The following is a 12951-nucleotide window of genomic DNA, read 5'->3' as shown; positions in this document are numbered from 1 at the left end:
AGTGCGGAAAAGATAAGCGCTGAAAGCATCTAAGCGCGAAACTTGCCTCGAGATGAGTCTTCCCTGGGCCTTTAAGGTCCCTGAAGGAACGTTTAAGACTAAGACGTTGATAGGCTGGGTGTGTAAGTGCAGCGATGCATTGAGCTAACCAGTACTAATGATCCGTGAGGCTTAACCTTACAACACCAAAGGTGTTTTAGAGAGATAGATTTTCAGCGAGTTCCGAGATTGGTTTCAATGGCTGCGGGAGTGGCGGTTGGAATGAAACAGAATTTGCCTGGCGGCAATAGCGCGGTGGTCCCACCTGACCCCATGCCGAACTCAGAAGTGAAACGCCGTAGCGCCGATGGTAGTGTGGGGTCTCCCCATGCGAGAGTAGGACACTGCCAGGCATCAAATTAGTGTGCTGATATGGCTCAGTTGGTAGAGCGCACCCTTGGTAAGGGTGAGGTCCCCAGTTCGACTCTGGGTATCAGCACCACTTTATTTAAAGTGGGTTTAGAAGTTCGGCAAAAAGAATTAAAAGAATTTGCTTGGCGGCAATAGCGCGGTGGTCCCACCTGACCCCATGCCGAACTCAGAAGTGAAACGCCGTAGCGCCGATGGTAGTGTGGGGTCTCCCCATGCGAGAGTAGGACACTGCCAAGCATCAAATAAAGCAACAAGCCCTACGTGAAAGCGTAGGGCTTTTTGTTTTATCTGCTGTATGTCGTTCTGCTCGAGCATGGGCATGCGAAAAGCCCGTCGGGAACGGGCTTTAACGCCGCTTGCGGCGGCCCCGAAGGGGTGAGTCTCAGGATGAGACGAATCGTGTAGGACACTGCCAGGCATCAATTATGCCAAGAGGCCATCCGCAAGGATGGCCTTTTTGCTTTTTAGCGTCCAAAAATACGTTCAACCTCCCGTCATCGCCGCGATGAAACATTTTCACCTTTCCGTTGAACACTCGACATCACGGTAAAAAACCGCTATCTTCGGGCATCTAGAAGTCTAAACGTTTAAACGGATGTGTGGGGATTAAGCAATGCCGATTCGTGTTCCTGATGAGTTACCTGCAGTAAGTTTCTTGCGCAATGAGAATGTCTTTGTGATGACATCCTCACGGGCAAAAACACAGGAAATCAGGCCGTTGAAAGTGCTGATCCTTAACCTGATGCCAAAGAAGATCGAGACGGAAAACCAGTTTTTACGTCTGCTTTCTAACTCGTCTTTGCAAATCGATATCCAGTTGCTGCGTATCGACAGCCGCGAGTCGAAGAACACGCCGGCGGAGCATCTGAACAACTTTTATTGTGATTTTGAAGACATCCAGGATCAGAACTTTGATGGTCTGATCGTGACGGGGGCCCCGCTAGGGTTGGTTGATTTCTGCGACGTTGCTTACTGGCCGCAGATTGAACGCGTAATAGATTGGGCCAAGAATCACGTGACCTCCACGTTATTTGTCTGTTGGGCCGTGCAGGCCGCTTTGAATATCCTGTATGGCATCCCGAAGATGACGCGTGAAGTGAAACTCTCTGGCGTTTACCAGCATCAAACCTTGCAGCAGCATGCCTTGCTGACGCGTGGTTTTGATGAGACTTTCCTGGCACCCCATTCGCGCTATGCGGATTTCCCTACCGAGATTATTCGGCAGTACACGGATCTGGATATCCTGGCCGAGTCGGAGCAAACCGGGGCCTATTTGTTCGCCAGCAAGGATAAACGGCTGGCGTTCGTGACTGGGCACCCAGAGTATGATGCGCTGACGCTCGCCGGTGAGTACTGTCGCGATAACGAAGCAGGTCTCAACCCGGTAGTGCCGCTCAATTACTTCCCCGACGATAACCCCGAACTTACCCCCAAAGCGACCTGGCGCAGCCATGGCCACCTGTTGTTCGCCAACTGGCTTAACTACTACGTTTACCAGATCACACCTTACGATCTGCGTCATATGAACCCGACCCTGGAATAACATTTTTTGCTTTAACCGGCGGCTGAATCGAGGCCGCCGGCACTCCTCTCCCAGCGCTTTACCCCTAATTTATCTGCCATTCTTACTAAAACTCATTATCTAACAAACACTTGATATAACTACCGACAGGGAATGGAACCGGTTTCCTTACCCTCTGACATTGTTATTTTTAATAACCAATTGATAATAAAAGGTTAATAAAATATTTAATAATAAAATGGAAATCGTTTTTGATTTTTATTTTTAGTTGAGTATTCTTAGATCCAGCGAGATGAGATCTGACCAGTTGAGGATCATTTTATTCATCCTGATCCGCACTGATTTCTGATGAAGATGTGCCCGCCTGACTTGCAGCGGCGGTGCACAATGATGCGAAGGAGCAAGACAATGACGCAACAGATAGCAGGCACGGAGTTAACGTTTACGCAGGGTTTTACCGCTGCTGAACGGCAGGTGTTGACGGATGACGCGGTCGAATTCCTGGCGGATCTGGTGAGTAACTTTACTCCGCAGCGCAATAAGCTTTTGGCTGCGCGTGCCTGTTGGCAGCAGAAGATCGATCAGGGCGAACTCCCAGACTTTATTTCGGAAACTGATTCCATTCGAAATGGAGAGTGGAAGATCCGCGGCATACCCGAGGATCTGCGCGACCGTCGGGTCGAAATCACCGGGCCGGTTGAACGCAAAATGGTGATCAATGCCTTGAATGCCAATGTGAAGGTGTTTATGGCGGATTTCGAAGATTCACTGGCGCCGAGCTGGGACAAAGTGATCGATGGGCAAATCAACCTGCATGATGCAGTGAATGGCACCATTTCTTACACCAATGAAGCCGGCAAGATTTATCAGTTGAAGCCTAATCCAGCGGTATTGATAGCGCGCGTACGTGGGCTGCATTTGCCGGAGAAACACGTGCAGTGGCAGGGCGAAGCGATCCCTGGCGGTCTGTTCGATTTCGCACTGTATTTCTTCCACAACTACCGTCAATTGCTGGCAAAAGGCAGCGGCCCTTATTTCTACCTGCCGAAAACCCAATCCTGGCAGGAAGCCGCCTGGTGGAGTGAGGTATTCAGCTTTGCCGAGGATCGTTTCTCCCTGCCGCGCGGCACCATCAAGGCCACGGTATTGATCGAAACGTTGCCGGCGGTATTCCAGATGGACGAGATCCTTTACCACCTGCGCGATCATATCGTCGGGTTGAACTGCGGCCGTTGGGATTACATCTTCAGCTATATCAAAACGCTGAAAAACCACGCTGACCGGGTCTTGCCGGATCGCCAGTCGGTCACGATGGACAAGTCGTTCCTCAGTGCTTACTCCCGGTTGCTGATCAAGACCTGCCACAAGCGAGGCGCTTTTGCCATGGGGGGCATGGCCGCGTTTATCCCTAGCAAAGACGCCGAGAAAAATGCCTGGGTATTGAACAAGGTACGGGCGGATAAAGAGCTGGAGGCCAATAACGGCCATGACGGCACCTGGGTGGCGCATCCGGGGTTGGCAGATACCGTCATGGAAGTGTTCAGCAAAGTGCTCGGCGAACGCCGTAATCAGCTGGAAGTCCTGCGTGAAAACGATGCGCCGATCAGCGCCGCGCAACTGCTGGAACCCTGTGATGGCGAACGGACCGAAGCCGGCATGCGCGCCAATATTCGCGTGGCGGTGCAATACATCGAGGCCTGGATCTCCGGCAATGGCTGCGTACCAATTTACGGCTTGATGGAAGATGCGGCGACGGCGGAAATATCCCGTACCTCAATCTGGCAGTGGATCCATCACCAAAAGAGCCTGAGCGATGGCCAGTTGGTCACCAAGGCGCTGTTCCGCCAGATGCTGAAAGAAGAGATGTTGGTGGTACGTGAAGAATTGGGTGAGGCGCGCTTTAACGCTGGCCGTTTCGAAGAAGCTGCGCGCCTGATGGAACGTATCACTACGCAAGACGAATTAATCGATTTTCTGACCTTACCCGGCTATGAGCTTCTGGCCTGAACCTGTTCCTGACCATTAACCCTACATTATTGAAAAGGATAAAAATTATGTCTACCTCTCGTGCTCAACAGATTCAACAACTGGAACAGGAATGGAAATCGGCTCGCTGGGAAGGCATCACGCGCCCATACAGCGCTGAAGACGTGATTAATTTGCGCGGCTCGGTCAATCCGGTCTGCACGCTGGCACAAAACGGTGCCGCCAAGCTGTGGGAACTGCTGCACGGTAAATCACGCAAAGGCTATGTCAACAGCCTGGGTGCGCTGACTGGCGGGCAGGCATTGCAGCAGGCCAAAGCCGGTATTGAGGCGATTTATCTGTCTGGCTGGCAGGTCGCTGCGGATGCCAACACCGCGTCTGCCATGTATCCGGACCAGTCGCTGTACCCGGTTGATTCCGTGCCGGCGGTGGTTAAACGTATCAACAATACTTTCCGCCGTGCCGATCAGATCCAGTGGGCCAATAAAATTGAACCGGGCAGTAAGGGTTACACCGACTACTTCCTGCCAATTGTCGCCGATGCCGAAGCCGGTTTTGGCGGCGTGCTGAATGCTTTTGAGCTGATGAAAGCCATGATTGAGGCCGGCGCTGCCGGGGTGCATTTCGAAGACCAATTGGCGGCGGTGAAAAAGTGCGGCCATATGGGCGGTAAAGTGCTGGTGCCAACTCAGGAAGCGATTCAGAAGCTGGTAGCCGCCCGTTTGGCTGCAGACGTGCTCGGTGTGCCAACGCTGGTCATCGCACGTACCGACGCCGATGCGGCCGATTTGCTGACGTCAGACTGCGATCCATACGACAGCGAGTTTGTCTCCGGCGAACGTACAGCGGAAGGTTTCTTCCGTACCCATGCCGGCATTGAACAAGCGATCAGCCGTGGCCTGGCGTATTGCCCTTACGCCGACCTGGTGTGGTGCGAAACCTCCACGCCGGATCTGCAGGCAGCCAAGCGTTTCGCTGATGCCATTCACGCCAAATTCCCAGGCAAACTGCTGGCATACAACTGTTCACCGTCGTTCAACTGGAAAAAGAACCTGGACGATCAGACGATTGCCCGCTTCCAGGAAGAACTGTCGGCGATGGGATACAAGTACCAGTTCATCACGCTGGCGGGCATCCACAGCATGTGGTTCAACATGTTTGACCTGGCGCACGCTTATGCACAGGGCGAGGGCATGAAGCACTACGTCGAGAAGGTACAGAAACCGGAATTCGATGCCGTTTCACGCGGTTACACCTTCGCATCGCACCAGCAGGAAGTGGGTACCGGCTATTTCGACAAGGTCACTACCATCATTCAGGGCGGTGCTTCTTCGGTAACGGCACTGACCGGTTCGACGGAAGAACAGCAGTTCTGAGGCGGCAACGCTGAAAAAACCTAACCCAGAGCCTGCATATGCGGGCTCTATTTTCTGGCGGGAGGTAAGGATGGCGGCGAAACTGGAGCTGTTGATCGCACAGACGATACTGCAGGGTTTTGATGCGCAATATGGCCGCTTCCTTGAGGTGACTGCCGGTGCGCAGCAGCGTTTTGAGCGAGCAGACTGGCCGGCGGTGCAACAGGCGATGAAAAAGCGTATTCACCTGTATGACCATCACGTCGGTTTGGTGGTGGAGCAACTGAAGTGCATCACGGGGCAAAAGTCCTTTGATGCGGATTTCCCCAGCCGGGTGAAGGCGGTGTACACCGACCTGTTGCCGGAGTACCCACGCTTTGAGATCGCCGAAAGCTTCTTTAATTCGGTTTACTGCCGCCTGTTCAAACACCGGGATCTAACGCCGGAAAAGCTGTTTGTTTTCAGCTCCCAACCTGAGGGACGCTTTCGCGATATCCCGCGTCCGCTGTCGCGCAATTTCACTGCTAGCGGTGATGTATCGGCGATGCTGTACAACCTGCTGACGGATTTACCTCTGCGGCTACCTTGGGAAAACTTGTCGCGTGATATTGATTACATCACGCTGGCGTTGCAACAGAGCTTTAGCGCGCAGCAGCTGGCTGGGGCGACGTTCCAGATTGCCAATGAGCTCTTTTACCGTAACAAGGCTGCCTGGCTGGTCGGTAAGTTGCGGGTGGCGGATACGGTCTATCCTTTCCTGCTGCCGATCCATCACAGCGATTCCGGTGCCTTGTTTATCGATACCTGCCTGACCAGTAAGGCCGAGGCCAGTATCGTCTTCGGTTTCGCACGTTCTTACTTTATGGTTTACGCACCGCTTCCGGCAGCGATGGTCGAGTGGCTGCGAGAAATACTGCCGGGCAAAACCACCGCCGAACTGTATATGGCGATTGGCTGCCAGAAGCACGGTAAAACGGAATGTTACCGTGAATACCTGACGTTTATGGCTGGCTCGCAGGAGCAGTTCATCATCGCGCCGGGGGTGAAAGGCATGGTGATGCTGGTGTTTACCCTGCCGTCGTTCGATCGGGTGTTCAAGGTGATCAAAGACGAGTTCGCACCGCAAAAAGAGGTGACGCAGGCGCAGGTGATGGCCTGTTACCAGTTGGTGAAAGAACACGACCGCGTGGGGCGCATGGCGGATACCCAAGAGTACGAGAATTTTGTCGTCGACAAGGCGCGCCTCAGCCCGGAGCTTTTGGCTGAATTGCAGCGTGAAGTGCCGGACAAGCTGGAGGATCTGGGCGATCGCATCGTGATCAAGCACCTGTATATGGAACGGCGCATGACGCCGCTGAACCTGTATCTGGAGCAGGCCAATGAGCAGCAGATGCGCGACGCTATCGAAGAGTATGGCAATGCGATCAAACAACTGGCCGCCGCCAATATTTTCCCCGGCGACATGCTATTCAAGAACTTCGGCGTGACCCGGCACGGGCGGGTGGTGTTCTACGATTACGATGAAATTTGCTATATGACCGAGGTGAACTTCCGCGATATTCCGCCGCCGCGTTACCCGGAAGATGAACTGGCCAGCGAGCCGTGGTACAGCGTGTCGGCGAACGATGTATTCCCGGAGGAGTTCAGGCATTTTCTGTGTGGCGATCGGCGCATTCGGCAGGTGTTTGAAGAGTTGCACAGCGACCTGTTCGAAGCCGATTACTGGCGCGGGCTGCAGCAGCGCATTCGTGACGGGCATGTGGAGGATGTCTTCGCTTACCGCAAGAAACGGCGTTTTAGCCAGCGCAGCGGGGTGGCACTGCCTGCTACCTCGGCAGCGACGTAAGGGCGCGGCACGCCGCGCCCGATAGCATTAAGCTTTTGCACCCGCAACGGCGGCACGCGCTAATTCAGTGATGCGTGCGTAGTCGCCGCTTTCCAGCGCATCCGCCGGCACCAGCCAGGAGCCGCCGATGCACAGCACGCTTTTCAGCGCCAGATAGTCACGGTAGTTGCTCGGTGAAATACCGCCGGTCGGGCAGAAACGTACCTGCGGGAACGGGCCGCCGATCGCCTGCAGTGCTTTCACGCCGCCGTTGGCTTCCGCCGGGAAGAATTTAAACTCACGCAGCCCATGATCCATGCCCAACATCAGTTCAGACACGGTGCTGATACCCGGAATTAACGGGATTGAACCGGCCGTGGCCGCTTGCAGCAGATCGGCAGTCAGGCCCGGGCTGATGGCGAATTGCGCCCCGGCATCGGTCACTTCCTGCAACTGCTGCGGGTTGATGACGGTACCGGCGCCGATGATGGCATCAGGCACTTCTTTGGCAATAGCGCGGATCGCGTCCATGGCGCAGGCGGTGCGCAGGGTGACTTCCAATACCCGGACGCCACCAGCCACCAGGGCTTTCGCCAGCGGGATCGCGTGTTCCAATTTGTTGATGACGATCACCGGGACTACGGGGCCGGCCATCAGGATCTGCTCTGCGCTGGTTTTCCAATTGTTCATTAAGGGTTCTCTCCAGTTATGGCCGTCGCCTTCGGGCTGCCCGGCCATGCTATCGGTTAAAATTTAATGCAGCAGGCGCCCTGTTCGGCACCGGAAAGCTGGCTGCGTAATGCGCCGAACAGTTCACGGCCGCAGCCGATATGTTCGGCGCTCAGGTCCGGTTGGTAAGGCGCTCGCTGGGCCAGAATGTCGGCATCGACCAGTAATGCCAATTCACTGGTGCGGCCGTTTACGCGGATCACATCGCCGTCCTGCACCTTGGCCAGCATGCCGCCGGTATAGGCTTCCGGGGTCACGTGGATAGCGGAAGGGACCTTGCCGGAGGCGCCTGACAGGCGGCCATCGGTGACCAGCGCGACTTTAAATCCGCGGTCCATCAGCACGCCCAGCGGTGGCATCAGCTTGTGCAGTTCGGGCATGCCATTGGCCTGTGGCCCCTGGAAGCGAACCACCACCACGCAATCGCGATCCAGCTTGCCGGCTTCAAATGCCGGCACGATGTCATGCTGGCTGTCAAATATCACCGCCGGCGCTTCGATAATCTGATTGTCGGCCGGCACCGCCGAGGTTTTCATCACCGCGCGACCGAGGTTGCCTGCCAAAACCTTGGTGCCGCCGTGATGTTCGAAAGGCTCCGCCACGCTGGCGATAACCTGGGTATCGAGCGAGCTTTCCGCGCCCTCGCGCCAGGCCAACTGACCGTTATCCAGCCACGGCTCCTGGGTATAACGCGTCAGGCCAAAACCGGCCACGGTGTGCACGTCTTCGTGCAGCAGGCCGTGCTTTAGCAGTTCGCGCACCACCAGGGCGACGCCGCCAGATGCCTGGAACTGATTGATGTCCGCCGGGCCGTTCGGGTAGATACGGCACAGCAGCGGTACGGCGTCCGACAGTTCGGAGAAGTCGTCCCAGTTGATGATGATGCCGGCGGCGCGCGCCATCGCCACCATATGCATGGTCAGATTGGTGGAGCCGCCGGTGGCCAGCAGCGCAACGATGCCGTTAACCACCACCTTTTCATCCACCAGTTTGCCGATTGGCAGATAGTTGCCGGCGGTTTCGGTCAGGCGAGTGACCTGGCGTGCGGCAGCGTCGGTCAACGCATCGCGCAAAGGGGTGTCCGGGTGAACGAAGGAAGATCCCGGCAGGTGCAACCCCATCACTTCCATTACCATCTGGTTGGTGTTGGCGGTGCCGTAGAAGGTGCAGGTGCCGATGCCGTGATACGAAGCGGCTTCGGCCTCCAACAGCGCCAGTCGATCGGCCTTGCCTTCGGCGTACAGCTGACGCACGCGCACTTTCTCTTTGTTCGGTAAGCCGCTGCTCATCGGGCCGGCAGGCACAAACAGCGACGGCAGATGGCCAAAGGACAGGGCGGACATCACCAGACCCGGCACGATTTTGTCGCAGATGCCGAGGAACAGCGCGCCGTCGAACATATTGTGCGACAGGCCGATGGCTGAGGACATGGCGATCACGTCGCGGCTCATCAGCGACAGCTCCATACCATCCTGCCCCTGGGTCACGCCATCACACATCGCCGGTACGCCTCCGGCTACCTGACCGACCGCGCCCACGGCATGCAGCGCCTGTTTCAGCCGCTGGGGATAGTTTTCGTAGGGCTGGTGGGCAGACAACATATCGTTATAAGCGGTGATGATGGCGATATCACTGCGCACCATGTTTTTCAGTGCGGTTTTGTCGTCCGGCTGACAGGCGGCAAAACCGTGCGCCAGATTACCGCAGGCCAGCTGTGCACGGTGCACGGTTTGGGAACGCGCCGCTTCAATGCGTGCCAGATAGGCGGCGCGGCTCTGTTTGGAACGGTCGATGATGCGTTGCGTGACACGGGATAGGGTGGGATTAAGCATACCTTCCTCACATGGCTATTGTTATAGACGCCGCCTGTGGCGGTGCCCCCGGTGGAATATTGCAGCCCTGATGTGCAAAGGCCGGGGGCGGTGTTATGTCGTTATCGTGATTTAAAACAGGGTGAAAGCGATCATGCCGATGATGCCACCCACGCTGCCAAGGATGGTTTCCATCACCGTCCAGGTTTTTAGCGTTTGCAGCTCATTGGCGCCGGTAAACTTGCCGAACAGCCAGAAACCGGCATCGTTGACGTGGCTGAGCACGATAGACCCCCCGGCAATACAGATAGCCAGCGCGGCCAGCTGCCCACCGCCGAGCCCCAACTGGCTGGTCACCGGCAGCACCAGGCCAACGGTGGTCAGGCAGGCAACGGTGGCGGAGCCTTGGATCACGCGTACCATAGCGGATAATGCAAAGGCGGCTACGGCGATCGGCAAACCGGTGCCAATCATGGCGTCACCCAGTGCCGGACCTACGCCGGAATCCACCAGGATTTGTTTGAATACGCCGCCTGCACCGGTCATCAGCAGGATGATCCCGGCGGGCTGCACTGCAGCCGAACAGATGGCCAGCGTTTGTTCGTTGGTCATGCCGCGCGGTTTTGCCAGCCCATAAATCACGATCAGACAGGCGATTAAAATGGCGGTGAACGGATGGCCAATAAACTCCAGCCACTGCTGCAGCTGAGAACCTGGCGTGACCAGACGTGCACCAATGGTTTTCATGCCGACCAGCACCAGTGGGCAGAGTACCAGCGCCAGGCTAAAGCCAAATGACGGCAGGTTGCCTTTGTTGAGTGTCGGTTCGTTTTCGTCTGCCGGCATTGGCCAGTTAACGAAGCGGCTAATAAAGCTGCCGTACAATGGGCCTGCAATCAGCATGCCGAGGACGGCGGCGACCAGGCCGATGGCGATCATCCAGCCGAAGTCGGCTTTCATTTGCGCCGCCAGCAGCATTGGGACCGGCCCCGGCAGCAGGAAGGAAGCCGCAGCGGCGACGCCGGCGAACAAGGGAATGGCCAGCTTGACGATATTGCCGTCGGTGCGACGTGCGACGGCAAACACGATGCCGATCAGCAGTACCACCGCCACGTCAAAGAACAGCGGCAAGGCGCAGATCAACCCGGCGATACCGAGCGCGTAATGGGCTTTACTTTGGCCGAAACGTTTCAGCAAATGTGCCGCAATTTGATCGAGTGCGCCGACCTCATGCAGTATCTTGCCGAACATGGCGCCCAGCGCCACGACGATCGCCAGAAAACCCAGCGTATCGCCCATGCCTTTTTGCATGGTATCGGCGATGCGGTCCAACGGCATGCCGGAAAAAATACCGGCAGCGATAGACACCAACATTAACGCGACGAAGGCATGCATGCGTGCCTTCATCACCAGAAATAGCAGTAATAGAACCGAGCCGACTGCGGTACCGACCAGCGTTACAGTATTCACGCGCACACGTCCTGTGGCAGGAAACTCTGAATATGTCGCACGGTATCGGCGATGACGGCTTCCAGCGGCTGGTTGATATCTACAGACATAACGTCACTTTCGTCCGCGCCCGGTTGCTCCAGCGCCGCAAACTGCGTTACCAACATCTGTGGCTTGAAGAAGTGGCCGTTACGTGCAGCCAGGCGGGCTTCGATCACCGGAAAATCGCCGTGCAGGTAGATGAACGACAGGTTGCCGTTACCGGCGCGCAGGCGATCGCGGTAGTGCTTTTTCAGCGCCGAACAGACAATGACCGAAACAGTATTGGTGCGTTGCATCGCAAAGGCAGCATCGTTGAGGGCGGCCAGCCATGGGGCGCGATCGTCATCGTTCAGCGGTTCACCGGCGGCCATTTTCAGGATATTGCTGCGCGGGTGCAGAAAGTCACCGTCAAGGAACCCGGCAGACAGTTGGCGGGCCGCTGCGGCGGCCACGGCGGACTTGCCGCTGCCGGAAACGCCCATAATGACGTAAATACGGTTTTGATTATTGGTCATGGCTTAGCTCCAAAACGACAAGTGGCGTTACCTTGCATTGCTTGTTACCGGTAACATGTTATCGGTAACATTGTCGAAGGAAGTTTCGCCGGTTGCAATCGGCTTTAGCAGGCAGGATCGTTAACTGTGATCGGCTTCAAGTTTTTATCAGGCGTGGAAACACTCTACCTACAGCGTTTCACATACTGACAACAGAAGGGGAGCGAGGCGCCACGGGGGCACCCCAACAACAAATTTAACGTACGCCACCGTATTCCAGGCTGATCTCTTTTGCGGCATGGATCACCAAGGCGCCCAGCTCAATCACGCGGTTGTCGGTGATGCGCGATACGGGGCCGGAAATCGAAATGGCAGCGAAGGCTTCGCGGTGCTCGTCAAAAATGCAGGCCGCCACGCAGCGCAGACCCAGCGCATGCTCTTCATCGTCAAACGAGAAACCCTGCTTGCGGATCTGCGCCAGCCCTTCCTTCAGGTTGTGCGGCGTCAGCGTATGCTGGGTATAGGTTTGCATGCCCTTTTTATGCAGCAATTTGGTGACCTGATCGTCCGGCAGGGTGGACAGAAAGGCTTTGCCGGCACCGGAGGCGTGCATCGGCAGTTTGCCGCCGATGGGCGCAGACATGCGCATCAGCGCGGTGCATTGCACCTGGTCGATAATAATCGCCTGGTACTCGCTGGTATCCAGTACCGCCAGGTTAACCGTTTCGCCAGACTCTTCCATCAGGCGACGCAGCGTGGGGTGCACCATCGCCAGCAGATTACGGCTTTGCAGAAAACTGCTGCCCACCACAAAGGCGTGTGAACCTATAGTCCACAGACCCAGATCGCCGACCTGACGCACGAACCCTTGCTGTTGCATGGTGGAAAGCAGACGGTGAGTGGTGGAGTTCGGTAACCCCGCCTGCTGGGCCAGGTCGGTCAGCGCCACGTTGCCCTGGGCTTCGGCAATGTATTCCAATAATTTCAGGCCACGGGTCAGCGACTGTACCTGACCGGTTGCCGCACTGGCGCTTGGAGATGCAGCGCGGGGCTTCTTGCCACGTTTGGCGGGAACGGGGGTGGCCATGATTCACATTCCTTTTTCCGTATGATGGAATTCATTTTCGTTTTTTACGTGTGAAATGCAAGCCGTCAATCAGCTCATCGGATGTGTTGCCAGACAACCTGAAAAACTCTCAATAACCGCTCACCCCTTTAGCGGCACAACCTGTGCTAGGATGACCGATACCCGTCGTCTTTCAAGCCGCAGCGTTGTTGCCTGCACGTGTTCATCCCAGTCACTTACCTTAGTAAGCTCCTGAGGATG

9 protein-coding genes, 1 tRNA gene and 3 rRNA genes are annotated in these 12951 nt (G+C 56.1%); 8 read left to right on the top strand and 5 right to left on the bottom strand.

Annotated features, from left to right (window positions below; translation table 11 throughout):
* The 8 genes from AC1RKC_RS12080 to aceK form a co-directional block, all read left to right on the top strand.
* Positions 1 to 179: ribosomal RNA gene (locus AC1RKC_RS12080) — 23S ribosomal RNA — on the top strand; the annotation flags it as partial.
* A gap of 97 nt (positions 180 to 276) precedes the next feature.
* A 5S ribosomal RNA gene (rrf, locus tag AC1RKC_RS12075) occupies positions 277 to 392 on the top strand.
* A gap of 13 nt (positions 393 to 405) precedes the next feature.
* Positions 406 to 481: transfer RNA gene (locus AC1RKC_RS12070), tRNA-Thr, on the top strand.
* A 51-nt stretch (positions 482 to 532) separates the two neighbouring features.
* Positions 533 to 648: ribosomal RNA gene (gene rrf / locus AC1RKC_RS12065) — 5S ribosomal RNA — on the top strand.
* 376 nt (positions 649 to 1024) lie between these two features.
* Complete coding sequence (metA, locus tag AC1RKC_RS12060; protein ID WP_041415044.1) at positions 1025 to 1954, top strand: homoserine O-acetyltransferase MetA; 930 nt, start codon at positions 1025 to 1027, stop codon at positions 1952 to 1954.
* 387 nt (positions 1955 to 2341) lie between these two features.
* Positions 2342 to 3940: a malate synthase A gene (aceB, locus tag AC1RKC_RS12055; protein ID WP_129941604.1), complete on the top strand. Its 1599-nt coding sequence runs from the start codon at positions 2342 to 2344 to the stop codon at positions 3938 to 3940.
* Between the two features lie 47 nt (positions 3941 to 3987).
* Positions 3988 to 5295: an isocitrate lyase gene (aceA, locus tag AC1RKC_RS12050; protein WP_020837214.1), complete on the top strand. Its 1308-nt coding sequence runs from the start codon at positions 3988 to 3990 to the stop codon at positions 5293 to 5295.
* A 70-nt stretch (positions 5296 to 5365) separates the two neighbouring features.
* Positions 5366 to 7120, top strand: coding sequence for a bifunctional isocitrate dehydrogenase kinase/phosphatase (aceK, locus tag AC1RKC_RS12045; protein WP_048759983.1), 1755 nt, complete (start codon positions 5366 to 5368; stop codon positions 7118 to 7120).
* Positions 7121 to 7147: 27 nt separating this feature from the next.
* On the opposite strand, the gene AC1RKC_RS12040 is transcribed toward aceK, so the two are convergent.
* The 5 genes from AC1RKC_RS12040 to iclR all read right to left on the bottom strand — a co-directional run bounded on the left by AC1RKC_RS12040 (position 7148) and on the right by iclR (position 12711).
* Positions 7148 to 7789: a bifunctional 4-hydroxy-2-oxoglutarate aldolase/2-dehydro-3-deoxy-phosphogluconate aldolase gene (locus AC1RKC_RS12040; protein WP_046372506.1), complete on the bottom strand. Its 642-nt coding sequence runs from the start codon at positions 7787 to 7789 to the stop codon at positions 7148 to 7150.
* Positions 7790 to 7845: 56 nt separating this feature from the next.
* Entirely contained in the window at positions 7846 to 9660 is a 1815-nt protein-coding gene (gene edd, locus AC1RKC_RS12035) for a phosphogluconate dehydratase (protein ID WP_493092494.1), read from the bottom strand.
* Between the two features lie 111 nt (positions 9661 to 9771).
* Positions 9772 to 11109 (bottom strand): gluconate transporter, encoded by a 1338-nt coding sequence (gene gntU, locus AC1RKC_RS12030; protein WP_020837210.1) that lies wholly within the window; start codon positions 11107 to 11109, stop codon positions 9772 to 9774.
* Entirely contained in the window at positions 11106 to 11645 is a 540-nt protein-coding gene (gene gntK / locus AC1RKC_RS12025; protein ID WP_020837209.1) for a gluconokinase, read from the bottom strand. Before gntK ends, gntU begins: the two co-directional genes overlap by 4 nt.
* Before the next feature lie 235 nt (positions 11646 to 11880).
* Positions 11881 to 12711: a glyoxylate bypass operon transcriptional repressor IclR gene (iclR, locus tag AC1RKC_RS12020; RefSeq protein ID WP_046372508.1), complete on the bottom strand. Its 831-nt coding sequence runs from the start codon at positions 12709 to 12711 to the stop codon at positions 11881 to 11883.
* Positions 12712 to 12951 lie beyond the last annotated feature (240 nt).

This window comes from Serratia sp. GW822-FHT06E05 (genome assembly GCF_058799445.1).
Note: the sequence above shows the minus strand (reverse complement) of the source record. Positions and strands in the feature narration are given on the sequence as shown.

What these genes read in the sequence shown, in the direction of transcription:
- aceA (WP_020837214.1), top strand. Translation starts at nt 3,988, where the DNA reads ATGTCTACCTCTCGTGCTCAACAGATTCAACAACTGGAACAGGAATGG.
- aceB (WP_129941604.1), top strand. Translation starts at nt 2,342, where the DNA reads ATGACGCAACAGATAGCAGGCACGGAGTTAACGTTTACGCAGGGTTTT.
- edd (WP_493092494.1), bottom strand. Translation starts at nt 9,660, where the DNA reads ATGCTTAATCCCACCCTATCCCGTGTCACGCAACGCATCATCGACCGT.
- aceK (WP_048759983.1), top strand. Translation starts at nt 5,366, where the DNA reads ATGGCGGCGAAACTGGAGCTGTTGATCGCACAGACGATACTGCAGGGT.
- AC1RKC_RS12040 (WP_046372506.1), bottom strand. Translation starts at nt 7,789, where the DNA reads ATGAACAATTGGAAAACCAGCGCAGAGCAGATCCTGATGGCCGGCCCC.
- gntK (WP_020837209.1), bottom strand. Translation starts at nt 11,645, where the DNA reads ATGACCAATAATCAAAACCGTATTTACGTCATTATGGGCGTTTCCGGC.
- metA (WP_041415044.1), top strand. Translation starts at nt 1,025, where the DNA reads ATGCCGATTCGTGTTCCTGATGAGTTACCTGCAGTAAGTTTCTTGCGC.
- iclR (WP_046372508.1), bottom strand. Translation starts at nt 12,711, where the DNA reads ATGGCCACCCCCGTTCCCGCCAAACGTGGCAAGAAGCCCCGCGCTGCA.